The organism is Rhodanobacter sp. FW106-HT46G03 (genome assembly GCF_058789895.1).
Genome location: NZ_JBYTCC010000001.1, coordinates 3141577 through 3167877, shown reverse-complemented (window position 1 = coordinate 3167877; position 26301 = coordinate 3141577). Strand labels below are relative to the sequence as shown.

Here is a 26301-nt window from a genome sequence, read left to right as displayed (position 1 = left end):
TTGCCTATGGTGTCTTGAATCGAAGGTTGAAAGCGGCACCTCCCCAGGCGCTCTCGTCGATGTTGATCTCACCACCGTGTACCTGCACGATCTGCTGCACGATGGTCAGGCCAAGGCCAATTCCGCCTTCTCGCCGGCTGAAGAAAGGATCGAAAACGCGCGGCCTCAGCGACTCGGGCACACCCGGCCCATCGTCCACCACGCTGATCCACATGGCGTCGGTATCACGATACGTACTCACGGCAACCCGGCCTCCCGCATTCACAAAAGACAGCGCGTTGAGGATCAGGTTCAGGAACACCTGCATCATCTGCTCCCGGTCGCAGTCGAGCACCATGTCCACTGCGGAGGTTTCGCGGGTCAGGGCGACCCCGGCATTTTCAGCGCGGGAAGCAAGCAGTCCAAGCACGCCGTCGATGATCGCATGCAGATCGTGCGGCCTGAAATCAGGTGGCTGCGGGCGGGCACACTCCAGCAGCATCGTCACCAACCGGTTCAACCGCTCGGTCTCGCTGATGATGAAGCCAATCAGCTCGCGTTCCTTTTCGCCCAGATTGGGTTGCCGCTCCAGCAGCTGGGCCGAACTGCGCACGATACTCATCGGCGTACGTACCTCGTGCGCCATGATGGCGGCCATCTCACCGACGACCGCCAGCTTGCCGGCGCGCACGATCTGCTCGCGTGATTGCTCCAGTGCACCGATCATCTCGACGTAGGCATGATGCAGCTCCTCGACCTCCGAAATGGTTGTCTCCGGCACGGCCGGCAGTTGCGCCGCTCCCTGGCGGAATTGCCGGGCGAATTCGGTGAGCGCGACGATGGGCCGCGATATCCGGCTGGCAACACGTGATGAAATCCAGATGCCGGTCAGAAGAGTCAGCAGCAGCACCGCGAGCATCGCCCACAGCAGACGCCAGATCGGTGCGAACGAAACAGCAGTTGGCTCAACCATCAGGATGTGCCAACCCAGCCCCCGGAATTGCTGGTATCCGCTGGAGGTGGCTGCACCGACCAGCAGCTCGCCCAGACCGAGCGCACGACCAGGATGGATATAGGAAACCGCACCTTGTGCCGGCAGTGACCAGTTCCGCAGGCTGATCTGCCGACGCTCCGGTCTGTCGCGCAGGGAACGGGATGTGGCGATAATCTGGCCGTCGTGATCGAGCAGCAACAGGCTGCGGTTGCCCTTGTCGACAGCACTGTCAAGCAGGGCACGGATGGTGTCCCAGTTCACCAGCACGTAGAGGTAGCCGATCGTTCCCTTGCCGAACGCATTGGCAATCGGCGTGCGCAGCATGGTGGCCTGTGGCCGGCTGCCTTGAGCAGTGGCGATCGAGACATCCCTCAGTTGCACACCGGGAATAGGCATCCAGGCTGAAGCGAGCGGTGCCTGCTGGCCGATCAAGGCAGCGTCGCTCGCTGCAACGATGCGACCGCTGTCATCTGTGCAGAGCAGGGAGCGATACACCGTACCCTGTCCAGCGCGGAGGTTGGACAGAAAATGCGAAAGACGCTTGTCGACGTCGCTGATGCGAATGTCCTGCATTACCTCCAGATCGCGCCAGACCAGCATGTTCTCCACGTGTGAGAACATGAAGATATCGACACGCTGCATTACCGTGCTGGCACCAAACTCGAGGTTGCTGGCGATTTCGGTCTGCAGCGCGCGGCGAAATTCGTAGAACGACAGCGCACCGACGACAGTCACCGTACCGAGAAGCATCCAGGCCAGCAAACGGAACAGGGCGGATCGGGTGGTCACGACGAGTACCCTTCAGCCGCAATGGACAAGCACTTGCTCATGGGATGCCGAGAGGATCCGGAAGACAACTGGTCATGACGCATTGCGGTCGACCTTCATGGCCATCAGTGTGGCCGACGCAATGGATCAACGGCAAGCAGTGTTGGTGGATGCTTTGCTGCTGGAGGTTCAATGCCGCAGAATCCGCCGTGTCGACAACCTGCCCAAGTCGAACGTATGAATGGATTTCATCCTGCTCGCACCGAAAGGCAGTTCTTGTTCCGGCTGGCTCCGAAGTACCCTGCGCTTCACCCATCCGTTGCACCGAGAATTATCCATGAGCACCTACAGCGAGCTGACAATGCGATGCCGGATCCTGGCGATCCTGCTCATTTTGGCTGGTGGGCTTGGGTGCGGCAACGTAGCCTGTGCCGCCGATGATGGCAGTTGGCAACCAGCGCCGTACAAGCTCGGGCAGGGACTCTATTTCCCGCAGCAGGGATTGCGCATCGGCGGTTATGCCAACCTCCAGTACTACGACGTGGAAGGGCTTCCCGCCACGCTGCGCTTTCGTGATACCAGCCTGTTCATCACCAAGGATATCGGTACGCGTTGGCAGTTCTTCTCCGAAGTGGATGCCGGCGACAGCCTCAGTCTCGCGGGCCACTCCAGCGGGGAAGACTCCGAACTGGATATCGAGCGCCTGTACCTCGACTACCATGCCAACCAGGCCATCACGTTCCGGTTCGGAAAATTCCTTACACCGGTAGGGCAGTGGAACCTGATCCATGCCTATCCACTGACCTGGACTGTCTCCCGGCCGCTCACGACATCGGCCGCGTTTGCACGTCATGCCAGCGGCGTCATGGCATTTGGCACGGTTCCACTGCACGGTCGTGATCTTGACTACTGGGTCTTCGCCGACGACAGCAAGAACCTCGGTTTCGGCCCGGAGCAGGACAAGGCCTTCAGCTCGTTCGGCGCGGACGGCTCCCTCCGCAACAATTTTCACCAGGCCTTTGGTGGTCGATTGCTGTACCACATGCTGGATGATCGCTTCAGCGTCGGCTTCTCTTACCTCGACTACACCCTGCAGTCGCCGCATCGGAGATTCCAGCTGGTTGGCATGGATTTCAGCTGGACGGCGCGCTACGTCAACCTTACCGGCGAAGCGATCCACCGCACTAGCCCCGATGCGGGCGTGCAGACCCAGCAGGGCGGCTTCCTGCAGGCGGCGGTACCACTATGGCGAAAGCTCTACCTGATCGGACGATACGAGCGCTATCAGACTTCGGTATCGGCCAAGGTCACGACCTTGCGAACCTTCGGTCTCAACTACCGTCCCGTGCAGGGAATCGTGCTGAAGATCGAGCGTAGCGAGGGCAATCGCGATGCGGAGTCCGCGCCTCCCGGCTGGCTGGCCTCCGCTGCGGTGCTTTTCTAAGTCATGCTCGACTCCGGTGCACGCTTCCGGCTGTATGCTCTTGCCATCTGCGGCCTCCTGTCCACAGGGATCGGCGGCGCATGGGCGGGATCATTGAACATCGTGGTGATCACTGCGTCGCAGGCACCCCGGCTTGCGTTTGATCGCTATACGCTGCGAAATGTCTTTCTCAAGAAAATCTTCGTCGACAAGGACGGCCTACGTCTGATTCCCGTCAATTTGCCCGCCGGATCCCCGCTGCGACAAGCGTTTGCCCGGGAAGTTACCCACCTGCCGGACGCGCAACAGGATGACTACTGGAATCGACAGTATTTCCAGGGTGTGAGCCCGCCTTATGTGCTTGGCTCGCAACAGGCAGTCGTGCGCTTCGTGGCCGCCACCCCTGGCGCCATCGGCTACGTGACGTCCTGCTATGTGGATTCGAGCGTGCGGGTGGTGTTCGAGTTGAGCTTGCCCAGCGCGACCGCGGCGGCGGCGGCGTGTCCAGAGCACGTGGCACCCTGAATTCGCGTATCGACCAACAATCCGTGCAGACATTTCTTGCGTGCTGCAGAATTTGCGCGCCTCGCCCGCCTGGTCATTTCATGAAATACATCGATTAATCAAGCAAATGACTTGATGGCATGGATATCGCTTTGGAGGCACAAGCCCTCCAGCCGCGAGCGAAGCATCCATGCACTTTCCTGCCGACCGATCCGGCAACGACCCCTGCGTTCTCGATCGCGTGCAACCACTGCTTTCGGAACTTGGCGCGCCCATCCACATCGATGTGGTGGATGCACGTCACGATCACCGCGGGGAAGCGGAAGGCTTCGTCCACAGTGTGTTCTCCCGGCGCTATCGGGCCGACGTGCGGTCGTTCTATCCCAGCTTGCTCAGCTTTCGCGATCGGGGACACCCACGTGCGGTGGTCGGTTTCCGGAGTGCGCTGACCGGCCGCCTTTTCGCCGAGCAATATCTCGATCAATCGGCCCAGGAATTGATTGGCGAGCGAATTGGTGAGGCCATCTCGCGCGAACAGTTGGTTGAGGTGGGCAGCCTCGCGCTGGAGAACCCGGGCGACGCTCGCTGGGTCATTGCTGCGTCCACCTGTTTCCTGCACGCGCTGGGATATCGCTGGGTTCTGTTTACCGCGACACGCACACTGATCAACACATTTCAGCGACTGGGACTGCAGCCGCTTGCGCTGGTTTCCGCCCGCCCGCTGCTGCTCGATGACAAGGGGGCGCAGTGGGGAAACTACTACCAGACGGGGCCTGTCGTCTGTGCCGGCAACGTGGCTTCGGGCTATCAGAAACTTCACCGCCACGTAGGGCACGCCCAACCCATGCTCCGCTCGTTACTGGATGAGATGGAGGAACGGGCGAGGCTGTTCGCGTGCCCTGCATCTGCGGTGTGCGGGGCTGAATGATGCGCCTCGTATTGGACGCCATTACCGCCCATGCGGCCAACCATCCCCGCAACGTGGCGCTGCTTGACGAGCGTGGATCGCTCACTTACGGCGACCTGCCGGCCATCATCGCGCATGCCGCGTCCATGTTCAGAGCGCAGCGCGTCGCGAGCATGATCGACAACGGCAACGCGTGGGCAGTGACGGACCTGGCCTTGGCACGCAACGAGGCGGTCAGCATTCCGATCCCGCAGTTCTTCACCGATGGGCAGATTCGCCACCTGATCGACGATGCGGCACCCGACCTGATCATTACCGATCAGCCGCAGCGGGTCGCACTGCTTGTCGAGCTGCTGCCCACCGGGTCGGTGAAGATCGCCGGCCGCGAGCTGCTGCTGTTTTCCCGTCCGGCAGCAGCGCAGCACTCGCTGCCAGCGGATACCTGCAAGATCACCTATACCTCGGGCACCACCGGACAACCGCGCGGGGTTTGCCTCTCCGCGCAGGCGATCGAGGCCGTGACTTTGTCGCTGGCAGGTGCGGTGGGTGCTGGTGCGGAGGACCGCAGCCTCGCCTTGCTGCCGCTGTCAACCCTGCTGGAAAACATCGGTGGCATCTACGTACCGCTGCTGACCGGAAGCACGGCAGCCCTGCCATCGCTGGCCAGCTGCGGCTTTGCCGGATCGAGTGTGGTGCAGCCTGCGATGTTGATTGCCGCACTCCATCGGTACCTGCCCAGCGCGACCATCCTGGTGCCGCAGTTACTGAAGTTGCTGGTGGAATGTGTTGCGGCCGGAGCGAGCCTGCCCGGCTCACTGCGCTTTGTCGCGGTAGGTGGTGCACCGTGCGCGTTGACCCTGATCGAACGCGCACGCGGGCTCGGCCTGCCGGTGTACGAAGGTTATGGTCTGTCCGAGGCAGGCTCTGTCGTCAGTCTGAATCGAGCAGAGGCACAACGACCGGGCAGCGTAGGCATGCCATTGCCGCATGCTGTCGTGCGTATTGCGGAGGATGGCGAAATCGTTGTCGCCGGATGCTTGTTCGGCGGTTACCTGGGCAGTGCGGCCATGCCTCCTGCCGAGTGGCCCACCGGCGACCTGGGGCACCTCGATGCCGATGGGTACCTGCATGTCACCGGCCGCAAAAAAACGGCCTTCGCTACGGCCTTCGGCAGAAATGTGTCGCCGGAATGGGTCGAAGGCGAACTGACCGCAGGTTCCACCGTGATGCAAGCTGCGGTATTCGGCGAGGGGCGCGCGCGCAACGTGGCCGTACTCGTTGTACATCCCGCAGCACACCCCGAGCAGATCGTCGCTGCCGTAGCCGCGGCCAATGCGCGATTACCCGATTACGCACGCGTCGCCGCCTGGTATCTCGCCGACGCGCCGTTTTCGCAGGTCAATCGTCTGGCGCGCAGCACCGGGCTGCCTGATCGCGAGGCGATTGCACACCATTTTGCCGATGCTCTGGAACAACTCTATGCAAGCGAAGCAAACCATGTCGATGTATGAGCGCCTAGTGCACGAGACCGAAGCCAGTCGTCAGGCTTTTCTCGCCATCCCGATTATCCAGCGAGCCCTACGCGGCGATGTGGTGCGCGCGGAATACCTTGCCTTCCTTCAGCAGGCATACCACCACGTGCGGCACACCGTGCCGCTGATGATGGGCATGGGCTACCACCTGCCCGAACGCTTGCGCTGGATGCATCCGGTGGTCACCGAATACATCGAGGAGGAGATCGGCCACGAGCAGTGGATTCTCGATGACATCGACGCCTGCGGCGGCGACTCGAGCGCGACACGGCTGAATCCTCCCCTGCCTGCGACGGAGATGATGGTTGCCTATGCCCACGACACCATCCGCCGTGGCAACCCGCTGGGCTTTCTCGGCATGGTGTTCGTGCTGGAGGGCACTAGTGCGGCCCTGGCCACGCTTGCTGCCGATGCGATCCGCCGCGCCCTGGATCTGCCGGCGGAGGCACTGCGTTACCTGACCTCGCACGGAACGCTGGACCAGGAACATACCGGCTTCTACGAAGGCGTGGTCAACCGTCTGGACGCAGCCGATGACCAGCGCGCAGTGATCCATGCAGCCAACCGGTTCTACGGGCTCTATGGGGCGATCTTCCAAGCCGTTGACGTTGCTTGCGGCCAGCCGGAGGCCGCGCGATGAACATCGTCTCGCTGCTGCGTCTTATGGCTTGTTCGTTGGTCCTCGCTGCGCTGGCGCCGGCTGCCCGGGCCGATACGCTCGATGCGGCGCTGATCACCCTCGAACACGGCTGGGCTCACGTGACGTACGAGGTCCCGGTATCGGGTCAGGATGATGCCTATACGGCACTGGAGGCCAACGCTTCCGCACTGGTCGCACAGTACCCGCAGCGCGCCGAACCGAAAGTCTGGCAAGCCATCATCCTCAGTACCCATGCCGGTGAGCACGGCGGGCTGGGTGCGCTGGGTATGGCGAGGAAGGCGCGTGACCTGCTGCTGCAAGCAGAGAAGATCAATCCGGACGTCATGCACGGCTCGATCTACACGACGCTCGGAAGCCTCTACGACGGTGTGCCCGGATGGCCGATTGGATTCGGCAACAAGGACAAGGCACGCGTCATGTTCCAGAAGGCATTGCAGCTCAATCCTGAGGGCATCGATCCGAATTATTTCCAGGGCAACTTCCTCTATCGCAGTGGCGACAAGACGGGTGCGCTGGCGGCGCTGGACAAGGCGTTGGCGGCGCCGCCACGAGCCGATCAGCCACTCGCCGACGCGGGGCGCCGTCGCCAGATCCGACAACTGATCCAGACGATCAACTCGGTTCACTGATCCACGACTAGGGCTGGAAAAATGGACCTTCGAGGCAAACGAATCCTGCTCACTGGCGCCGCAGGGGGCATCGGCCGGGACCTGTGTCAGGAGCTGGCCTGCCGGGGCGCGCGACTTTGTCTGGTCGGTCGCACCGATGCCTCCATCGCAAGCTTGCGGCACCTGGTGGAAGAAAAGAGCCTAGATGCCGTCGTGGTGCAGGCGGACATCACACATGCACAAGAGCGCGAATGTGCGATCCGACGGACGCATCTGACCTATGGGGGGCTCGACATACTGATCAACCTGGCGGGTCTGATGGACTTCCAGCTGTTCAGTGCATCCGACCCGGCCACGATCCAGCAGATGCTGCAGATCAACCTGCAGGCACCGATGCAGCTGGCCCGTGAAGTCCTGCCGGCGATGCTTGCCCAGGGGAGTGGACGCATCGTCAACATCGGCTCGATGTTCGGCAGCATCGGCTACCCCGGGTTCGCCACGTATTCGGCGACGAAGTTCGCCCTTCGTGGGTTCTCGCAGGCGCTGCGTCGCGAACTGACGGGCTCCGGCATCGGGGTCACCTATGTGTCGCCGCGCGGCGTGCGCACGACGTTCAATCCACGCGCGGTGCACGCCATGGCTGCCGAGGGAATGATGCGCATGGACGAACCGGCGTGGGTCGCCAAGCACATCGCCAAAGCCATCGAAAAGGAAAAGGACGAAGCTTACCTGGGGTTTCCGGAGAGTTTCTTCGCGCGGCTGAACGCTTTGTGCCCGCGCCTTGTCGATCATTCGCTGAAAAAGATGGTTCCCGCGATCAGCCGGTACGCGGGTGGCCTGCCGTGAGCCGCGCATGCCGCACCAACGGTCCCCGCTTGATCTCCGACGGGACCATGAATTCTCCTGCCTGGAGCGCCCATTGAACGCCGCTGATGCCAGCCCGTGGCAGCCACCCATGCCATTGAAGGGTATCTACCGAATCCTGGTCTGCCGGCCGAACCACCGGCTGGGCAATACGCTGCTGCTCACGCCGCTCATCGCCGAACTGGAACATCGCTTCAAGGGCGCGGAAATCGACATCCTGTCTGAAGGACAGATTGCTGCCGAAGTTTTTCCCACGTTCTTCAGCGTGAAGAACATCTACTGTCTGCCGCGACGCGGCTTCAAGCATCCATGGGCCTTCCTGTCACTGCTGCTGCGCATTCGCAAGACACGCTATGACTTGATCGTCGACCCTTGTCTCGGCTCGAATTTCAGCCGCGCGATGACGAAGTTTCTTTATGGACGCTACAAGCTCGGCTTTGATGATCGGCTCAATGGCTCGGGGCTGACTCATGCCGTACCACGCTCGGTAGCCATGCGACACATGGCCAAGCGAGCGATCAACCTCGTGCGCTGGATCAACGAGCACACCGACGGCGATGGCGCCGAGTTTCCCTCGATGGACATCCGCCTGACCGCAGGCGAGCGCGAACAAGGGAAGACGCTGCTGGCTGAAATCCTGCCTGACTTCGACGACTCAGTCGTTCGCCATCGGGTGGGCATTTTTGCCAATGCGACCGGTGCCAAGCGGTATCCGCAGGACTGGTGGCGAGAGTTCATTGCGACCCTGGTGCAAGGACTTCCCCACGCCAGCATCGTCGAGTTCCTGCCCATGCATGGCCAGTCCATGCTGGATGGCGCGTGGCCGGCTTACTACTCGTCCGACATCCGGCGCATGGGATCTGTGATGGCGGCGGCGGATCTGATGGTCAGCGCCGATTGTGGCGTGATGCACCTGGCAGTTGCCTCCGGCGTACCCACGGTGGGCCTGTTCTCGATCACCGATTCTGCCGTTTACGAGCCGTACGGCCATGACAGCCGGGCGCTCCAGACGGGCGACCTTTCGGCGCGAGACTGTGCCGAATGGATTGTCGACGCCTACGCCGAGGTGCTGGACCGGTCATCAGTCGTGGCCCCCATCGGCGCGCATGACCAAGACCCGGCTCGACCCCGAGCTGCCATGTCGGTGCAGAAGCAAACCTCATGCGCACCGGAAGTGCTTCCCGTGCATCCGGGCTAGCGCGTGGTGATCCAGGCCCGGAGAAGTCCAACCATCGAAGCCAAGTCTGATGCCGACCTATTTGATTCGTTGGTCACTGTCTCTGAAAGGCACTTGCGCCGGCGTAGCGGGTGGTTCCGACCGTGGCTCCAGGACAACCGGCTCGTGGTGAGGGATGGGGCCTCGTTTCGCGGTTCATCCAGCCCTGCCACACGTCGTAAGGGAAAAGCATGAAAAGCACGCCTTTGAACGTTGAATCAGTTTCCGCCAGCCCCACCTGGCTGCCAGCCCCGATCGGATCGGTGCTGCTGGGCATCCTGTGGCTGTTTGCCTGGGGCGTGGGCCTGCGGCGCTCGCTCGGCGAACCGGATGAGGGGCGCTACGCCGAGATTGCACGGGAAATGCTGGTCAGCCATGACTGGGTCACACCGCGCCTGGACGGATTTCTGTTCTTTGACAAACCCCCGTTGCACTACTGGGCCAGTGCCACCGCTTACCTGGTGTTTGGCGTTCATCCCTGGAGCGCACGCTTGTGGTGTGCACTGACCGGGCTGCTGGCCATGCTCGCCGTGGGATGGGCTGGCCGGCGTGTGTTCGGCCGTGAGGTCGGGGGCTACGCAATGGTGATACTCGGCAGCTCGCTGCTGTTCGCCTTGGCCGCCCATATCGATACCCTGGATGTCGGCGTGACCGCATTTCTAGGCATCGGGATGGCCCTTTTCCTGGTCGCCCAGTTCGATCCCTCCGCAGCACATCAACGAACGTTGCTGAATGTCCTCATGTGGGCCTCACTTGCGCTGGCGATTTTGTCCAAGGGGCTGATCGGCGTCGTGCTGCCCGGACTGGCGCTGGTCGTGTTCGTGCTGTGGCAACGTGACCTCCGAATGATCTGGCGTACTTCGCCGTGGATCGGACTGCTCGTCATGGCGCTGATCGCAGCCCCTTGGTTCGTCATGATCTGCCGGGTGCATCCGGAGTTCTTCGACTATTTTTTCATCCGGGAGCATTTCACACGATTCCTCACCAGCGACGATGGGCGTTCCAAGCCCCTGGGATTCTTCATCCCTGTCGTCGTGCTGGGACTGTTTCCCTGGACCCTGATGCTGCCGTGGCGGCGATCTGACTGGAAGGTGCTGGATGTTCGCGATCCCGCCCGGCGCTTTCTGCTCGTATGGGTGGGTGTGACCTTCCTGTTCTTTTCCGCCTCGCACTCCAAGCTCACCTTCTACGTGCTGCCTCTGTGGCCCGCCGCCGCCTTGCTGCTGGCCTGGCTGGTCGCGCGCATGTCAGTCAATGCGTTGGTGCGGCGTCTGTGGTGGCTGGCCACGCTCGCCGCCTGCGCCGCAGCGGCGGTGGTGATTGGCATGTTGACGGTACGCAGCATTAACGAGGAAACTATCCGGGGAGCTCTGCGCGGTGCGGCCGAGGGGCTGGCGATCGTCTCGCTGGCCGCGATGGTGGGGAGTTGGGCAGCCCAGCGGGGGCGACGTCCTCTGGCCATCCACGTGCTGGCACTGAGCTCCTTGGTTGCCTGGCAGCTGGTATTCGTTTCGTCACAGCCCTACGTCGAGCTGACGTCGGCCGCTCCCGTCGCCCGGGTCGTCAAGGCTGCAATGGATCCGGACACCGAAATATTTGTCGTCAAGGCCTACCAGGGTGGGCTTCCGTTCTACGTTGGCAGACTGGTGACCGTGGTTGCCGAACATCGCGATGACCTGGCGCCGGGGCTCGCCTCGCGCCCCGCAGGCTATATCGCCGACCTGCCCGCGTTCGAAGTACGCTGGAAAGCCAGTCACGATGCGCTGGCGGTGGTCAAGTTGGGCGTGCTGCAGCGGTTGCGCCGTGACGGACTGCCCTTCCAGGAGATCGATCCTGCGGTAGGCAACCTGGTGGTGATTCGACGCAAAGCCCGCGCATCTGGCCCGCCTGTCCAGGCAGGGCAATGAGCTTGTTCGATGGGCCGGTCGGCTTCGCAGACCGCCATTCGTGGTGGCCGTCCATTCCCCTCTGGGTGATGGTGGCCCTGCTGAGCATCTTTCAGCATGGGCCGATGCCGATGTACTCCACTCGCAGCCTCTCTGTGGCATGGGAGATGTGGCACCGGCACAGCTTCATGGTTCCCTTTCTCAATGGAGCACCCTACAGCGACAAGCCACCACTGCTGTTCTGGCTGATCCAGCTCGGCTGGAGCGTGACCGGCGTGAGCGACACGTGGCCGCGTGTGCTGGAGGTCGCTCTCGGCGCAACGGAGCTATGGATGGCCATGTTGCTGGGACGTCGCCTGTTCCCCGGCAGGGAAGCGGTAGCCAGAGCGACCCCCTGGCTTTTGATGGCCTTCAGCTACGGCTTCCTGTTCGGCTTGCAGACCATGTACGAGGTGCTGCTGGCGAACTGCGTGCTGCTGGCGTTGCTGGCCCTGTTGCCGAGCGCGCGCCGTGAGTCGCCGCGACCGTTCCTGTTTGCCCTAGCGCTGGCAGCGGGCCTGCTGACCAAGGGGCCCGTCATGCTGCTGCATGTCGCATTTCCGTGGCTGCTCGGCCCCTGCTGGAATCATTGGGCACGCCAACACCAGCGGCGCTGGTACATGGGCGGTATGCTTGTTTTGCTGGCTGGGCTCGCTGTCCTGGCCACCTGGGCGCTGCCGGCATCCATGCTTGGTGGTGCCGCGTACCGAGAGCAGTTGCTGTTTCATCAGACGACTGGCCGGGTGGTGGACGCATTCGCCCACGCCAAACCGTTCTGGTGGTATCTGCCCATCCTGTGGGTGCTGATCTTTCCGTTCTCCCTCTGGCCCGGCTTGTGGCTGGCACTGTCCAAGCTGCGTCGGCCATTCGATCCGGGCATGCGATTCCTGGTCTCGTGGCTGGCCCCGGTGCTGCTGGTGTTTTCGCTGATCAGCGGCAAGCAGGCGTACTACCTGCTGCCGGAATTTGCCGGCTTCGCACTGCTTCTGGCCGTTGCCATCGTGAGGCTGGGAAAAACGCATCCAGCACAAATGCAGAACCGCTGGCTGGGGCCATGGCCCCTGGCGTTGCTCTTCGGTGCAATCGGTGTTTCCCTGTTGATGCTGCCTTGGATATCGGAACGAGAGGGGCTGGGGCTAGGGTCGCATTGGCCGCAATTGACCGCGCTGCTGCGCTTCCATCTGCTGCTGGGCATTGTCTACTTGGCTCTGGCTGTCTGGTTGCTGAGAGCTGAAAGTCGGATCAGCACCACGGCGGCGGCAGCGTTGCTTGGCGTCGCCGCCGCCAATGCGATGTTCACGATATCCTTCTGGCCAGCCTTCGACCTGCAGCCCGCTGCCGACTTGCTCGCACGCGCCCAGTCACAGGGTCGGCCGGTCGCCAACGTGGAAACCTACGACGGTCAGTTCCACTTCCTAGGCCGGTTGACAGCACCCATCACCTCTCTGGCGGGACCCCGGGAAGGACGGACCTGGGCTGCAGCGCATCCCTCCGGGATGCTCGTCACCTATTCCAACCATCCCGTGCCGGGGGATCAACGATGCGCGCTCTATTTCCATGCGTTCCGCGGCGTGTGGATGGGCATCTGGTCATCGCCGGCATTTCTTCGCTACAGCCAACCGGACCATGTCGACCACCCTGGATAGCTCGTGCCTCAGTGGCCGTAATCCGCACCATCGCGCAGAGAGAAACGGCACATGAGCGAACGGCCGTGCAGACCGGCAATCGTGGCCGGCGACGGACAAAGGGCCATGCGACTCTCTGCAGCTTGAACCTTGCATCGGTCTAATGACCTGCATCCTCTTACATGAGGCGCGGATATCACTGCGCGCGGGTAGGCAATATCCGCTGAAGTACGCCATCGTTCCGCAGAAAGTGGTGGTAGAGCGCAGCGGCTGCATGCAATCCAATCAACACCGCCAGTGTCCACATCATGTAGATGTGGATGTTGCCGGCAGTGAGTGCCCAGTGCGCTCGTGGCGCGGCGATGCCAGGCAGCGAGATGATGCCGAACACATTGACACGGAGCCGGTGGGCCGAGGCCGATGCCCAACCCAGAAACGGCCCAACTATCAGAATGAGGTAAAACAAGCGGTGGGTAGCAAGGGCGATCCATCGTTCCCATGCCGGCGAGCCGGGCATGTCCAATGACACCGGATGGAGTAAGCGGTTGCAAAGCCGGATGACCATCACGATCAAGATCAGGATGCCCAACGAAAAATGCAGGTTGATCAGTGTCCCCGCCACCGTTTTCGGGCCGATGTCAGGCATCAATATAGCGATCCCGAACTGCGCCAGAACCAGCAACAGGATCAACCAATGCAGCCATTTCGTGGCAGAGCTGTAACCGCTCATAAGGTGGTGTCCTGAAGTTGGTGGAAATTCTCTATCCAGCAGAAGTGAATTAAGCTCAGATCTCGTGTATGGCGGGGCGAGAGAGGCAGCGGCGCGTGCTACTGATTTTTACAACGACGATCTGATCCAGCCAGATGATGCGCCTTGGTCCAGTTTACTCTGGCCGTTCTGGAGTAACCGACGTTGCGGAGTGTATGCCGACGGCGAGGAGTTGAAGAGCGTGCGACGCGTTGTTGTTCGGTGCCGCATCAATAGCTCGTGCGCTTTGGCGCTCCAAGGACTCCCGGTTCAGACGCGCAATTACCATCCCGAAAACAGCCGTTCGCGACGGGCCTCAAAGGGTCGGCAAGAGACCTTCAGTCGGATGGCCAACTCACTTGCCGGATGTGGTCAGTTGTGGTGGCAATACGCATCAAGATGTTCTACTTGGCCTGCAGGAGAGGGGGCGACCCAGCAGGAGACGGTTGCACATGGTGGTACTAAGGGGACTGCTACGGCACGTTTCGCTGAGGATACCGAGCCCGGTGAGGTTCACGGCTATCGTATTAATGGGGTGCCGCCGATCAGGTGAAGCTCAGCACGGAGACTTCGAAGCTACTTCGCTCCGGAAGCCATTCCAGCAAGTATTCCCCACCGATTAGCGGTCCCCACAGGTAGTACGCCTTGAACCGCTGGCTTCCAACGATCTGGGAAAAGCCACACTCGCCCACGTGAGGCGACGCCTTGTCGCCGCACTCCCAGGATCGGATGGAGATGCCGCCAAGCCACTCCTCGGGGCTTTGCAGGGGTGGATATTCCGTGATTCGTACACGGGAAGGGCGTAAGTGATTGTCCCGAGCTACGAGCCAGGCGATCAGTGCGATTGATACCAGCTCGTCCGAATGGGTCATGGCGCGTTTGCCTCGAACCTCAAGCGCATCAGAGGTTATGGCCATGGAGCTTCAGTAAGCTTCGCGCCAAACCGGTTGGTGGTCTGGTCGATGTGCTCGATGAGGTGTGGCATGGTCGGTCCTCAGGTTCGGGCGCGGTACGTCTTGGCCAATTCGACGACTTCTGCAGCCATTTCCCGGCGCAGCGCCAGCGGTCGAAGTACTTCCACTGCAGTGCCGAAGCTGCGCAGCCACCAGCGCAGTTGGTCGGTATTGGCCACGGTAGCGTTGAGGCGTTGCTCATGGCGGCCGCGAATGGGCGCGAGTTTCTGGTCTGGCGATAGCTTGCGTTCGTCCAGGTAATCCGCCAGCCAGGGGGAGACGCGCAGTTCGAGATTGAGATCGCCGCCAAGTGGCAACTCGAAACGGCGTTCTTCCGAGATGTAATGCCGCAGGTTGAAGCCGGCCAGCTTGATGGCGGGTTCGTCCAGCAGCGTGGCTGAAAGAATGCGGTGCAAGGCGAAGATGCGCGGCTCTGGATAGTCGCGGGCCGTTGCCACCAGATAGTAGCTTCCGCCACGACCAACCAGGCCCAGCGGGTTGACCGGGTAGCGTTTGGCGCGCTCCTGACCGGCGGCCCGATAGCTGATCTCAAGGCGCTTTTCCGCCAGCAGGGCCTCATGCACGGCTTCATGAACGCTTGCGGAAATGGCTGGCGGCATCAGCGGCTGGTTGTCCGGTACGGCAGCCACCTTGTCCGACCAACGTGCCAGCGCTGTCTGGGAGGTTTCATCCAGCGCTTTGCGAGCGGACTTGAACAGCGGCTCCAGCGCGACGAGGGCGCTGCGCGGCAAAAGCGAAGCCAGATGGCGATAAGCCAGTTCCAGGGTCAGTGCGGTCGCCGGATTCAGGGCGGGCAGGTGGGTAAGGTCGGCCTGGCGTGCCCAGCTCCACAACGCGGGGCGGCCCTCGCTGCTGGTCAGAGGAAACATGCCGGAAAGTTTGTTGAGATCCCGCTCGATGCTGCGCTTGTCGATTTCATGGCCGAGGCCCTGCAATCTGCGGTGCAAATCCGTCGCCGTGATGCCGTTCGGGAGGCGGGGAATCTGCTTCAACATCTCAAGGTAACGCAGCGAGGTATCGTTCATGTGGTTTCCAGAATCTGGCTTCCCCGATCAGAGTCTGACGCCATCATGTCATGCCATGCGACATCTGGTGTCGCTTTGTGCAAGGCGTGACGAGCTGGACCTGAACGTGGCCGGTTGTCGCCGCCCGACCATGCTTGGTCAGGCGTTGCTTCACCGTATCTAGCATGCCGCCCATGGCTTGCCGCATACGCTGGCGGAAGCGGTTCGTGGAGGAGGGCGAAGCGGGATGAACCATCATGGAATCGTTCCAGGTGCCTTCGGCACGCCATTGGGTCAGCAGCGTCTCCCGTAGGCGAACCTGCACCGGGAGCAATGGGCGGTGGCCGAGTCGCATGATCGCGATGGCGTCGTGCTGGCCATATTTCTCCAGGGTGCCTTGAGGGTTCTTCTGGAATTCGTCGAACGTCGCGCCGAGCCGGGCAAGGTACGCCTCGCGGAATATCTGTTCGAGCGGGAAGTCGTGGATCGACTGCATGGCGAAGTTGCTCTTGTAGAAGTGGGATGTGCCGGAATGGCATCCGGTACGAAACGGATCAGCGGCCAGCCAAAGCCTGCAGGAGGCGAACCATCGCGATCGTGTCCTGGCCGCAGTAACGCCGCAGCGCCGTGTCTAAGGTGGTGCGTCGATCGACAGACGTTTCCGGATGGATGGCTTCGAGATAGGCCAGTTGTGCCTGGCCGCCGTCCGCGACATCGTCCAGCTCGCCGTAGTCGAGCTCAGGTGCAATGGTGGGCAATACCTTCTTGAGCGACCACGAGCCCATCATGGCGGGGTGGTAGTAGTGCTTTTGCGTGATGGGCAACAGGTCCACCATACGTTTGTTCAGGGCCATCAAGGCATCTGCCAGGTCCGGAAACCAGTCAGCCAGTTCCGTGACCCTCCCGGCCTCGAAACTCTTGTTGTAGACGAGGATGGGGCCGCGTTTGCCGAGCGAGCGAAGTAAGGACTCCGCAAAGTTATGCGTCGGATCGTCGCCGCTCAAATCGAGGAAGGCGTGTTCGTTGAGGCTGCCATCGCGCTGTTCAATGTGGCATGACCATTGGAATGGGACTTGCTGGTAGGGGCGTGCGCCAGCCCAGCGCGGGACAGCGAAATTGATGGTTTCGAAATCGAGGTAGTAGCGAGGGTAGGCGAGCTCGTCGAGTTGTTCGGCCGCGGCCGGATCCAGAAAGGGGCGTCCCGTCACCGAGGCCTTGCGGATACGCTGATGGATGGGGTTGGTCAGCCTCTTGATAGGAACCTTACGGAGGTCCACGTAGCCTTCGTCGATAAGCGCACGGATGAGTGCTGCGGATCGTTTGAGGATCGTGACGGGATACTTGGGCCCTTCGGGTTCCTGCGACCGGCAATGCTCGAAGAAGGGACAGTCGAAAGGCTTGGAGCACTGTTCGCCCGTAGTGATGGCTGGTTCATTGCCACGAAGAATTTTCTGAAGCCCGCGGATCCATGTGGGTACTTGCTCCATGAGGTTGGTCGCTTCGGTTGTGATGTCCGCGGCCACCACCAGGCCGTTGTAGTCATCATTACCCTCGTAAACGAACGTAGAGTCGATATGCGCCAGATACACGCGGCGAAGCTTGATGCCGGCGTTCTGGATCACCCATGCCTGGATGGCGCAGTCGACAAGATGGTAGTCCTTCACGGAGGTGGAAGACTTCACCTCAATCAGGTCGTAGCCGCCCGGGACGGGCATCAGGACATCCGCGCGAACCAGGACATCCCTGTGCTGGAATGCTGCCTCGAACAGTGTCTGGCGCTTGCCTTTGCACTGCAGCGCTTCGGTTGTTTCGGCAAGGGCCTTGGATGTGTTGTCCGCATGGCCGATCAGCAAGCCCGGTCCGTAGAGCTCCCTGGCTAAGTTTCCGACATCATTGCCGGCATCGAGAACAGCCTGGTTCCCGGGAGTGGTCTCCATCGCATCGCGCCGATACGTGCCCAACCACAGACGACGCTCGCACTGGAGGCCGGCGACGATGCGTGATTTCGAGAGACGGGTGACGGTTGGCGTGGGCATCGACGGGCCTGCGGCATGGTGGATGGACGAATTCCATCCTACCCCGCGATTGCGACAAGTAGCGTCGCTTGTTTACGCGCGTGGCTTTGGCGGTCCACCACAACGGTCGGACGTCGGATAGCTGGGTTCAATGTGCGCGAGCAGCGACTCCCACGGCACTACCTTGTCGATTCGCTCTGCGCTATGGCGGCCAACGTGAATCCGAAGAGGACGCACGCATGCCCAAAGTACGCGAGGCGTTCAACAGCCCGCTCTGGCCGTTCGCCCTAGCCTCCACTAGTGTCGGTTAGGAAGGAATCCACTTTCACCGCTGGAGTCACTCCGTCGTGCACTGGAACACGCCGGGGAATCCGGTGAATTTCGAGCAGTGTGAAGGGCGCGTCGATCGTTATGACGGGCATGCGATCCGGCGCAACATGGTGGCGAAGCACCGCGAGGCGATCCTTCGTAGCGACCACTACGACCCCTGGAAGGCCGCGTTCCGCCTCGGTCTGGACGAGCAAGAGCGATTCGGCGAGTTCGCCCCGTGGTGGGCCTACCCCGGGCCGGCAAAGATCGAGCGAATCGTCATGCCGTACCCGCTCAGCATCGACAACGAGCGCCTTGCTTCACTCAAGCGGGACGTGCAGCTTTACCGCCTAACATTTGGTCAACCCAGGCAGGAAGACATGCTCGAACTACTCAAGCACCGTTACGAAAGTGAGTCGGACGCGACGCGGCGCGGGCTTCTGCTCGACCTTCGCCCACCACGCTCCGCCGATGCGTAGCGCTTGGATTGAACACCAGTTTCTGGTTTCAGATTAACTTTGAGGCGGAAGGGCGAAGTCGGTGGCCTTGAACCGGTAGCCGTTCTCCGGCAATCCATCAGGGAAGACGAAGGTCTTGCCACAAAACGCATGATGGTGCTCAAGCAAGGCCAACCACGCCGTGACATCGGCAGGCGCTAGCACGGAAGAATATCCGTTGTGGTCTTCGGCAAGGTAGGGAGTCTCTCCCGCCTCCGACAGGGACGAAGTGGTCAGGTTGAACCAAGAGCCGGCCAACACACTGCACAGCAGGGAAGGTCTGACTGGACGATCCAGAAGGAAACGGAGGATTGGGGCCGGGTAGCCTTGAAAGTGGTTTTTGCGGACCTGGTACCGATAACCGAATTCTTCGCCCCGGATGGGGGTGATGCCGTCGTACAAGAACGCCACCTCAAGGATCTTGGCTTTCCATGCTGACTCGATGTTGCCGGGATCAGCGTCGAGGATGAAGTCCAGGCATGGGCGCAGGTCGGCGAATTCGGCGGGAGAAAAGTCCCGGTGAGCCGGAAATGGCCCGCCGTCGCCCTTATTGAGGACAAAGCGGATCGTGATCGAAGTGGCCAATGTGTTGGGCAAGATAGCGGAACCTGTCGAGCGGCAAATGGTAGTCAAATCTGACCACTGCGTAGCCGAACCAGTCAAGAAATGTGCAACAAGTTGCGCCAGCTCTGATTGAGCTCTCACGAGGAATTCGATCATGGCCGAATTCTTTCCTGCCTTCTGCGGGCCGCCTGGGTCATATCGTCCTCAAGCCCATGCGGTGGCGTGCTCAGACGCTTTTGGTCAACCTTGGAGAGCGAGAGGGCGAAGCAGCGATGTGGGCGTCGATTGAAACAATTTTCAGATACATATCACCCACATGAGACTGGGAAGGCCTGGTCTCGCGTGAGGGCGTGTCCGCCCTGAGGCGCCCGTCGTGGGGAGAAAGCATGATCCCGTCGAAGAATGACACGCTCACCTGCGTGCTCGTTGTAGTGGCCACGCTGCTGTTGGGTTTCGCCCGCTGCAGCAGCAACACCACGAAAGCGCCCTGATTCAACTAACCACGCGACATACGCCGAAGGCCCGGGACTCCCCGGGCCTTCGGCGTTTATGCCGCCTCATCGAGAGGAAACGAACATGCACTTCGTCGACATGATGGCCTATGCCCATTGCAAACTCGGCGGCGAGACGACAGAACAGAATGTGCTTGCCGCCGCCGAAGGCATTCTCAAAGGAAGGCTTGAACGGCAAGGAAGTATCGGCAACCCAGCCGATGCCAACGACTTCCTACGCATGCGCCTGGGTGCCCTGCCGCATGAAGAATTCCACGTACTGTGGCTGGACAACCGTCATCGCATCATCGACTGCCAGAAGCTCTTCAGCGGCACCGTAGACGGCGCCAGCATCTATCCCCGTGAAGTCGTACGGGCCGCGTTGAGCGTCAATGCCTGCGCTGCCATTCTGGCGCACAATCATCCTAGCGGCGTCGCTGAACCCAGTGCCGCGGACCGGGCCATCACCACCGAGCTCCGTGACGCCCTGAGGTTGATTGGCGTGCGGATTCTGGACCACATCGTCGTGGGCGCTGAGTGCGTCAGCATGGCCGGTCGAGGGCTGATGTGATGGGGAAGCGCCATACGAAACACGCCGTTGAGGTACTCGGGATGCGCATGACAACCTATCCCGAACGGCTGGCCGAGAACACCGCCGCGCTTCGCACCCACGGCAAGCTGATCGAGACGGTGGTGGAGACTGCGTGGAACATGGCGCTCGCCCGGTTCCAGCCTAACGATAGCTACGAGTTCCATAACCTCGCGAAGGACTGGGCGGCGGAGTTCGAGGCGCTGTATGACGACCGCGTTGCGTCGTTCGAGTGGGACGAGGATGTCTGGCGCGAGCGGTGCGAGCGCTTCACACGGGAGAAGGTTGACGAAACGGTCGCGGCAGGACTGGGGCACATCCTGGCCGTGGATGATCCGTGACCACTGGATGCTGTTCCCGGATGGGAGGCGATGAACCGGCGAAGGCTAGACGCTGCAGCTTCCTCGCCCTCCCTAGCCTACACGGGCTCTATACCGTTTCCGCGAACAGTTGAGTTACGGCGAGGCGATAGCCATCTTCGCGACGGCCATTGGTGTCCTTCAAACGTTGGAGGGCGGTATTACACTGTTGCGGCACAGACAGTGTAAGCGTAACTAAAGCCATGGGCTGGCTAGGGGATGCTGGATGCACATTGAGTTCGTAGAAATCGCCAATTTTAGGAAGCTGCTGTCGACACGCGTCGACCTCTCGACTACCACAACACTCTTCGTCGGGGCCAACAACAGTGGCAAGACGTCGGCAATGCTCTCTATGCGCCGATTTCTGTCGCCACGCCGCTGTCCCTTTGAGATGTACGACTTTACCTTGTGCCACTGGACTACGATCATTGCGCTCGGGGAAAGCTGGATCGCGGCGAACGCCGCTGGGGACGTGGCCGATCTGGTCGTTGCCCCTTGGGTCAGTGTTCTCCCAACGCTTGATCTCTGGTTGCATGTCGAGACTGGTGAGATGCATCACGTCCGCGATTTGATCCCAACGCTCGATTGGGAAGGCGGCAGGCTAGGCGTCCGGCTTCGCTATGAGCCCAAGGATCTTGACCTGTTGTACAAGGACTTCATGGGTGCTATCGGCGACGCCGAGGCGATGAAGGTCGCCGCAATTGCCGCTGCGGCGGCGGAGCACCCTGACGCTAATCCGCCGCCGGATCCTCCCAAGCTAACGATCTGGCCGGGGAATCTTGTCGACTTTCTTAGCAAGAGACTCTCCACCCACTTCACAATCCGTGCTTATTCGCTGGATCCTGCCTGTCTCGCGGCGCCCGAAAAGACACAAGCACGACCGCAAGCGCTGCCAGCCTCGTCAATGCCGATCGAGGGTGATCCTTTAAACGGCCTGATTCACGTGCATGACATTCCTGCACAGCGTGGGTTCGGTGAGGAACAGCCCGGCCAAGAAGACGAGGATGCCCCGGCCGCGGCGGCGGGTAGCCGTTTGTCGGACCAACTGAGAAGCTACTATTCCAAACACCTTGATCCGACCAAGGGACCCGATGCGAAGGACCTCGGGGCGCTCCAGGCGATCGAGGCCGCCCAAGACGCATTCGACAAGCGGCTGACCGAGAGCTTCAAGGCTGCCTTCACTGAGGTCGAAGGCATGGGCTATCCGGGTGTGACCGATCCGCGACCGCGTGTGTCAACCCGACTGAAGGCAATTGACGGTCTCAACCACAGCGCGGCAATTAGCTTCGAAGTCGATGTAATCGCAGAGGATGGTGCGGCCATACCCTTGCTCAGATTGCCTGAGGCCAATAACGGGCTCGGCTATCAGAATTTGATCTCGATGATCTTCCGCTTGATGAGCTTTCGCGACGCGTGGATGCGCGTCGGCAAGGCCTCAAAGGGTGCGACGATCACCAGCACGGAGCCGCTCCATCTGGTGCTAGTCGAGGAACCCGAGGCCCACCTCCACGCGCAGGTCCAGCAGGTTTTCATAAAGAAGGCCTATGCCGTGCTACGGGCACATGAGGACTTGGGCGAGAATAAAAAGCTGCGCACACAGCTCGTGGTCAGTACCCACTCGAGCCATGTGGCTCATGAAACCTCCTTTTCATGCCTACGCTATTTCCGTCGGCTACCCGCCGGGATGGCGGCCAAGGTGCCAGTCTCGACAGTCATAAACCTGTCCGAAGTATTCGGTCCCGGAAATAAGACAGAACGGTTCGTCACTCGCTATCTGCGCGCGCAACATGCCGATCTGTTCTTCGCCGATGCCGTGATCCTGGTGGAAGGGCCGGCCGAGCGCATGTTCGTCCCTAACTTCATTCGTGCGCATTACGACGAGCTCAACCAGTGCTACATCACGCTACTTGAGATCGGTGGCAGTCATGCGCATCGTCTCAAGCCACTCATTGACCATCTTGGACTGCTGACGCTGATCATCACCGATCTGGATACCCTGGACGGCACCGGCGGCACGTCGGTACAACCTGCAAAGGGTGCCAATCAGAAGACCAATAACGCGACTCTGAAAACCTGGGTGCCGGGCATCGACGATGTTGATGCCCTCATGGATGCCAATGCCGCGGCCAAGGCTCTTCGCGTAGACGGTGATCCTCTGTTCGCGGTTCGTGTCGCTTATCAGACTCCGCTGGCTGTGACCACACCTGGGTCAACCAAACAGGAAACAGCCTATCCCTATACGTTCGAGGATGCGCTTGCGTTTGAGAATCTAGCCTTTTTCTCGGCGCTCGACGGGCCCGGTCTTGTCTGCAAGTTCCGCGACGCAATCACGACCGGCGGCGGTGCGGCCGCCATCGGCAAACGCATGTACGATGCTCTTAAGAGCGGCAAGAAGGCCGAGTTCGCGCTTGAAGTCCTCGAGGTTGAGAAGTTCGAGGATATCGTCGTGCCGGGCTATATCGCCGAGGGGCTCGAATGGCTTCTCACGCAGCTGAAGAAGAAGCAGGTCGAGATACTGCCCCTAGGGGATCAGACGGAGCAGTCCGAGAGGGCTGAAGCGTGAGCGTCGCCGACGACCAGTTCGATGCCGAGGCCGACGGGACGATCCGCGACTGTCTAAGCCTGGAGAGCCCTAGAAGCTTCTTCCTCTATGCGGGCGCAGGTTCCGGCAAGACACGTTCGCTTGTAGAGGCAATTCGTACGGTCTGCCGCGAGCAAGGTCGACGCTTGTCGCTGACCGGGCAGAAGATCGGCGTTATCACCTATACCAACGCGGCATGCGACGAGATCAAGCAACGACTCGAGTTCGACCCGCGCGTTGAGGTTAGGACGATCCATGCGTTCGCTTGGTCACTCATCGCCGGCTATGACGCCGACATCCGGAAATGGCTTACCGCGAGGCTAATCCAGGATGTCGCCGAACTCGAGATGGCTCAGGCCAAGGGCCGGGCGGCCAGCAAGGCTGCCGCGGACCGCGCCCACTCGATTGTGAGCAAGCGGCGCCGCCACGCCGGGCTCGATGCAATCACGCGCTTCGTCTACAGCCCGACTGGCGACAACCGTACCCGCGACTCCCTTAGCCATGCTGAGGTCATCGCGATGACGGCAGATTTCCTAGGCATGAAGCCCGGTCTGCGACGCCTGCTGGTTACCCGCTTTCCAATCCTGCTTATCGACGAAAGCCAAGACACGAACCGTAGGCTCATGGATGTGCTTATCGATGTCGAGGCGGCGTATCGAGATACATTCTGTCTTGGTCTTTTCGGCGATACGATGCAGCGCATATATGCCGACGGGAAGGATCACCTCGCAGAGGCGATCCCCGAGACTTGGGCGAGGCCACGCAAACGGATGAACCATCGCTGCCCGACCAGGGTCATCGAGCTCATCAATAGGATCCGCCACGACGAGGATCGCGAGGAACAGATCCCGCGCAGCGATGCGGGTGCCGGTGTCGTCCGTCTGTTTATTGTGCCGCAGGCGACCGCCGACAAGACAGCGGTGGAGACGGCGATCGCCGCCAGAATGGCTGAGATCACGGGCGATCAAAATTGGGCCGCAGGATCGGAGGCGATCAAGACTCTCGCTCTGGAGCATCTAATGTCGGCTCGCCGGTTCGGGTTTGAGGCGTTCTTCGAGCCGCTCTATTCGGTCGAGCGTACCCGGACGAGCTTCCTCCAAGGAACCGGCGCCGGCATCGGGTTGTTCACGCGCGAAATCCTGCCGCTGGTAACCGCGCTGCGCGCGTCGGACCCCTTTGCGGCCGCAGCGATCGTTCGGCGCACCTCTCCGATTCTTGATCGAAGGGCGCTTGAAGAGGCGGGTGACAATCAGGCCGATATTCTCAGCAAAGCCAAAGCTGCCTGCGACGGTCTGCTTGCGCTGGTGTCGGGTGATGAAAAAGCCTCGGCACGCGCGGTCTTGTGCTACGTCGCCGAGACCGATCTGTTCACCATTCCTGACGTGCTGGTGCCTTTCGCCAACGCCGACGAAGGTGTAAGCGATGCTAGTCGAGCGGCTGAGAATGAAGCGGGCGAGGAAGAAGAGGTCGATCTCAAGAGTGAACTTTGGGGATGGCGCCAAGCGCTCGAGGCGCCATTCGATCAGATCGAGAAATATGACCGCTATGTCCGGGGCATTTCGCAGTTCGATACGCACCAGGGTGTCAAAGGATTGGAGTTCCCACGTGTGATGGTCATCGTGAGCGACGAGGAGGCGCGCGGGTTTATGTTTGCTTACGACAAGCTCTTCGGGGCGAAGGAAAAGAGCAAAAATGACCTCGAAAACGAGGCCGGGGGCAAGGAGACCACAATCGACCGGACGCGTCGACTTTTCTATGTGACCTGCAGCCGTGCCGAGGAGAGCCTCGCAGTTGTCTACTACGCAGCCGAGACCTCGCGCGCGCGCGACGCAATGGTCGGACAGGATTGGTTTGAGCTCGACGAGATTGAGCTCTTCAATCAATAGGTGAGAAACATCGAAACGATGTCACCTCCCGACAATTTCTGCCTGTCTGATTTGCAATGGTCGATTGGCAAGCGAACGGTCACTTTTTAATCGCTTGTGTCGCAATCGGCTCCTCCACTGGTAGCCAAATTAAGTTGAAAGCGCGGCAACTCAATGAATGACCGATCTGGGCGGTCGCGACGATTTTGTGTGCATGTGCCGGATATCTGCTTGCGCCATCGCCGCGTCGGTGCGTGGACCATTCTTGCGCGCAGCAATGCTCTGGGCCATTTCCGCGGTGAAGTGACCGCTTTGGGTCGAGCTTTGGTCATCTGTGCTGACAATGCCGGGTCAAAAACTGGCAGTCTGCACTACGGGAGATTGATGATGCACTCGGCGATGAGATGATTGAGTGGCGAGGCCCGCGCGAAATATTTGAGCGTCTGGTTTCGCTCTGCCTTCCCAAGCGTTCGCGTGCCCATGGCCGCTGCCCATGAGGGCCAGTCTGATGATCCTGACTTAAGTATTTCGTCGCGAATCTGCTTGAACCCAAATGCCTGTGTTGGAATTTCAAGGATTTTTGCCAGCGCGATCTTATGATTCGTGGAGCGCTCATAAACGGCTAGCAGCAGGAGGCCGTAACCTGCTACCTCCTCCAGATGATCCTCGGCGATCACGGCAATCCAGAAGAGTTGATACTCGATCAGATAGGTGTCGCTAAGCACAAGCGTTCGTAGCGCATCGCAGATGGTTGCCCTGTCATGCGGTTTTGCCTCGCCAACAAGGTTGTGAATCTGCTTGGCGACATTGGGAAACCGAGCGAAAATATCGGCCACCTGCGGTGCTAAGGTATCTACATGATCACGAAGAACGCCTAGGATCAGCTCCGCCTCGGCTTCGTCGGTTTGCGGATCCGCCAAGAGCTCAAGGAGGCGGTCTCTCGCTTCGTCGCCAATATCGCTCTCCTCGTCGTCTTCGTCGAAAAAGCCATCCCCGAAGTCGTCAGGGTCAATGCCCGAGGGAAGTGCCGCGAAACGCGATGTGTCCCCACCCAAAAGCTCTGAGAGCTCCGTACTGATGGCCGACACCGCATCGCGGACCGACTCGTGCTGTCCGTCCTTTACGGTCTTGCTCGGATTGATATTCAACGCTTGCAAGCCAAGGAGCTCCTGGACTCGATGAAAGTCGGCCACTAGCAGGCTGTTGAGAATGCCTCTTCCGAGGGCATCGCGATAGGGTATTTCTATCGTCGGGGGTTCATGTCGGCTTCGGCAAGGCCTGTTTCTCGAACACGGGACG

General features: G+C 60.8%; 22 protein-coding genes. 15 read left to right on the top strand and 7 right to left on the bottom strand.

The features are described from left to right. Positions 1-4: 4 nt before the first annotated feature. Entirely contained in the window at positions 5-1762 is a 1758-nt protein-coding gene (locus AC3WP6_RS14240; RefSeq protein ID WP_492628269.1) for a sensor histidine kinase, read from the bottom strand. Between the two features lie 220 nt (positions 1763-1982). On the opposite strand from AC3WP6_RS14240, the gene AC3WP6_RS14235 reads away from it, so the two are divergent. From AC3WP6_RS14235 to AC3WP6_RS14190, 10 genes are all read left to right on the top strand, one after another. Next, complete coding sequence (locus AC3WP6_RS14235; RefSeq protein WP_492628268.1) at positions 1983-3185, top strand: hypothetical protein; 1203 nt, start codon at positions 1983-1985, stop codon at positions 3183-3185. A gap of 3 nt (positions 3186-3188) precedes the next feature. Beyond that, the gene (locus tag AC3WP6_RS14230; protein ID WP_492628267.1) at positions 3189-3689 is read left to right on the top strand and encodes a hypothetical protein; all 501 of its coding nucleotides are present in this window, start codon (positions 3189-3191) and stop codon (positions 3687-3689) included. A 169-nt stretch (positions 3690-3858) separates the two neighbouring features. Beyond that, positions 3859-4596: a thermostable hemolysin gene (locus tag AC3WP6_RS14225; protein ID WP_492628266.1), complete on the top strand. Its 738-nt coding sequence runs from the start codon at positions 3859-3861 to the stop codon at positions 4594-4596. Then, on the top strand, positions 4593-6086 hold the full coding sequence (locus tag AC3WP6_RS14220) for an AMP-binding protein (RefSeq protein WP_492628265.1): 1494 nt from the start codon (positions 4593-4595) through the stop codon (positions 6084-6086). Before AC3WP6_RS14225 ends, AC3WP6_RS14220 begins: the two co-directional genes overlap by 4 nt. Then, positions 6073-6747 carry an iron-containing redox enzyme family protein gene (locus AC3WP6_RS14215; RefSeq protein WP_492628712.1) on the top strand — a complete coding sequence of 225 codons (675 nt, stop codon included), beginning with the start codon at positions 6073-6075 and terminating at the stop codon, positions 6745-6747. Before AC3WP6_RS14220 ends, AC3WP6_RS14215 begins: the two co-directional genes overlap by 14 nt. After that, complete coding sequence (locus AC3WP6_RS14210; protein WP_492628264.1) at positions 6744-7397, top strand: tetratricopeptide repeat protein; 654 nt, start codon at positions 6744-6746, stop codon at positions 7395-7397. Before AC3WP6_RS14215 ends, AC3WP6_RS14210 begins: the two co-directional genes overlap by 4 nt. A 21-nt stretch (positions 7398-7418) precedes the next feature. Further along, positions 7419-8222 carry an SDR family oxidoreductase gene (locus tag AC3WP6_RS14205; RefSeq protein WP_492628263.1) on the top strand — a complete coding sequence of 268 codons (804 nt, stop codon included), beginning with the start codon at positions 7419-7421 and terminating at the stop codon, positions 8220-8222. 73 nt (positions 8223-8295) lie between these two features. Continuing rightward, positions 8296-9438, top strand: a complete 1143-nt coding sequence (locus AC3WP6_RS14200) for a glycosyltransferase family 9 protein (RefSeq protein WP_492628262.1) — start codon at positions 8296-8298, stop codon at positions 9436-9438. Positions 9439-9647: 209 nt separating this feature from the next. Then, positions 9648-11363 carry a glycosyltransferase family 39 protein gene (locus tag AC3WP6_RS14195; protein WP_492628261.1) on the top strand — a complete coding sequence of 572 codons (1716 nt, stop codon included), beginning with the start codon at positions 9648-9650 and terminating at the stop codon, positions 11361-11363. After that, positions 11360-13027 carry an ArnT family glycosyltransferase gene (locus tag AC3WP6_RS14190; RefSeq protein ID WP_492628260.1) on the top strand — a complete coding sequence of 556 codons (1668 nt, stop codon included), beginning with the start codon at positions 11360-11362 and terminating at the stop codon, positions 13025-13027. Before AC3WP6_RS14195 ends, AC3WP6_RS14190 begins: the two co-directional genes overlap by 4 nt. A 175-nt stretch (positions 13028-13202) precedes the next feature. Here AC3WP6_RS14190 and AC3WP6_RS14185 read toward each other — a convergent pair whose 3' ends face one another. From AC3WP6_RS14185 to AC3WP6_RS14170, 4 genes are all read right to left on the bottom strand, one after another. Then, complete coding sequence (locus tag AC3WP6_RS14185; RefSeq protein WP_492628259.1) at positions 13203-13736, bottom strand: cytochrome b; 534 nt, start codon at positions 13734-13736, stop codon at positions 13203-13205. A gap of 1012 nt (positions 13737-14748) precedes the next feature. After that, the gene (locus tag AC3WP6_RS14180) at positions 14749-15753 is read right to left on the bottom strand and encodes a helix-turn-helix transcriptional regulator (RefSeq protein ID WP_492628258.1); all 1005 of its coding nucleotides are present in this window, start codon (positions 15751-15753) and stop codon (positions 14749-14751) included. 43 nt (positions 15754-15796) lie between these two features. Continuing rightward, a complete protein-coding gene (locus tag AC3WP6_RS14175; protein ID WP_492628257.1) occupies positions 15797-16228 on the bottom strand; it encodes a hypothetical protein in 432 nt (143 codons plus the stop codon). A 58-nt stretch (positions 16229-16286) separates the two neighbouring features. Then, positions 16287-17768 carry a DUF2779 domain-containing protein gene (locus AC3WP6_RS14170; RefSeq protein WP_492628256.1) on the bottom strand — a complete coding sequence of 494 codons (1482 nt, stop codon included), beginning with the start codon at positions 17766-17768 and terminating at the stop codon, positions 16287-16289. Positions 17769-18094: 326 nt separating this feature from the next. On the opposite strand from AC3WP6_RS14170, the gene AC3WP6_RS14165 reads away from it, so the two are divergent. Then, positions 18095-18535: a hypothetical protein gene (locus AC3WP6_RS14165; protein WP_492628255.1), complete on the top strand. Its 441-nt coding sequence runs from the start codon at positions 18095-18097 to the stop codon at positions 18533-18535. A 33-nt stretch (positions 18536-18568) separates the two neighbouring features. On the opposite strand, the gene AC3WP6_RS14160 is transcribed toward AC3WP6_RS14165, so the two are convergent. Beyond that, a complete protein-coding gene (locus tag AC3WP6_RS14160; protein ID WP_492628254.1) occupies positions 18569-19273 on the bottom strand; it encodes a hypothetical protein in 705 nt (234 codons plus the stop codon). 420 nt (positions 19274-19693) lie between these two features. Between AC3WP6_RS14160 and AC3WP6_RS14155 the strand changes: the two genes are divergently transcribed. From AC3WP6_RS14155 to AC3WP6_RS14140, 4 genes are all read left to right on the top strand, one after another. After that, positions 19694-20179: a JAB domain-containing protein gene (locus AC3WP6_RS14155; protein WP_492628253.1), complete on the top strand. Its 486-nt coding sequence runs from the start codon at positions 19694-19696 to the stop codon at positions 20177-20179. Between the two features lie 47 nt (positions 20180-20226). Continuing rightward, entirely contained in the window at positions 20227-20538 is a 312-nt protein-coding gene (locus AC3WP6_RS14150; RefSeq protein ID WP_492628252.1) for a hypothetical protein, read from the top strand. Between the two features lie 244 nt (positions 20539-20782). Further along, positions 20783-23119 carry an AAA family ATPase gene (locus AC3WP6_RS14145; protein ID WP_492628251.1) on the top strand — a complete coding sequence of 779 codons (2337 nt, stop codon included), beginning with the start codon at positions 20783-20785 and terminating at the stop codon, positions 23117-23119. After that, entirely contained in the window at positions 23116-25023 is a 1908-nt protein-coding gene (locus tag AC3WP6_RS14140; protein ID WP_492628250.1) for a UvrD-helicase domain-containing protein, read from the top strand. Before AC3WP6_RS14145 ends, AC3WP6_RS14140 begins: the two co-directional genes overlap by 4 nt. A gap of 350 nt (positions 25024-25373) precedes the next feature. On the opposite strand, the gene AC3WP6_RS14135 is transcribed toward AC3WP6_RS14140, so the two are convergent. Continuing rightward, on the bottom strand, positions 25374-26159 hold the full coding sequence (locus AC3WP6_RS14135; RefSeq protein WP_492628249.1) for a hypothetical protein: 786 nt from the start codon (positions 26157-26159) through the stop codon (positions 25374-25376). Between the last annotated feature and the right edge of the window lie 142 nt (positions 26160-26301).

Bases quoted from the DNA above. Each gene is read 5' to 3' on its own strand.
- AC3WP6_RS14235 (WP_492628268.1), top strand. From the start codon at position 1,983: ATGGATTTCATCCTGCTCGCACCGAAAGGCAGTTCTTGTTCCGGCTGG.
- AC3WP6_RS14230 (WP_492628267.1), top strand. From the start codon at position 3,189: ATGCTCGACTCCGGTGCACGCTTCCGGCTGTATGCTCTTGCCATCTGC.
- AC3WP6_RS14225 (WP_492628266.1), top strand. From the start codon at position 3,859: ATGCACTTTCCTGCCGACCGATCCGGCAACGACCCCTGCGTTCTCGAT.
- AC3WP6_RS14220 (WP_492628265.1), top strand. From the start codon at position 4,593: ATGATGCGCCTCGTATTGGACGCCATTACCGCCCATGCGGCCAACCAT.
- AC3WP6_RS14215 (WP_492628712.1), top strand. From the start codon at position 6,073: ATGTCGATGTATGAGCGCCTAGTGCACGAGACCGAAGCCAGTCGTCAG.
- AC3WP6_RS14210 (WP_492628264.1), top strand. From the start codon at position 6,744: ATGAACATCGTCTCGCTGCTGCGTCTTATGGCTTGTTCGTTGGTCCTC.
- AC3WP6_RS14205 (WP_492628263.1), top strand. From the start codon at position 7,419: ATGGACCTTCGAGGCAAACGAATCCTGCTCACTGGCGCCGCAGGGGGC.
- AC3WP6_RS14195 (WP_492628261.1), top strand. From the start codon at position 9,648: ATGAAAAGCACGCCTTTGAACGTTGAATCAGTTTCCGCCAGCCCCACC.
- AC3WP6_RS14190 (WP_492628260.1), top strand. From the start codon at position 11,360: ATGAGCTTGTTCGATGGGCCGGTCGGCTTCGCAGACCGCCATTCGTGG.
- AC3WP6_RS14185 (WP_492628259.1), bottom strand. From the start codon at position 13,736: ATGAGCGGTTACAGCTCTGCCACGAAATGGCTGCATTGGTTGATCCTG.
- AC3WP6_RS14180 (WP_492628258.1), bottom strand. From the start codon at position 15,753: ATGAACGATACCTCGCTGCGTTACCTTGAGATGTTGAAGCAGATTCCC.
- AC3WP6_RS14175 (WP_492628257.1), bottom strand. From the start codon at position 16,228: ATGCAGTCGATCCACGACTTCCCGCTCGAACAGATATTCCGCGAGGCG.
- AC3WP6_RS14170 (WP_492628256.1), bottom strand. From the start codon at position 17,768: ATGCCCACGCCAACCGTCACCCGTCTCTCGAAATCACGCATCGTCGCC.
- AC3WP6_RS14160 (WP_492628254.1), bottom strand. From the start codon at position 19,273: ATGATCGAATTCCTCGTGAGAGCTCAATCAGAGCTGGCGCAACTTGTT.
- AC3WP6_RS14155 (WP_492628253.1), top strand. From the start codon at position 19,694: ATGCACTTCGTCGACATGATGGCCTATGCCCATTGCAAACTCGGCGGC.
- AC3WP6_RS14150 (WP_492628252.1), top strand. From the start codon at position 20,227: ATGACAACCTATCCCGAACGGCTGGCCGAGAACACCGCCGCGCTTCGC.
- AC3WP6_RS14145 (WP_492628251.1), top strand. From the start codon at position 20,783: ATGCACATTGAGTTCGTAGAAATCGCCAATTTTAGGAAGCTGCTGTCG.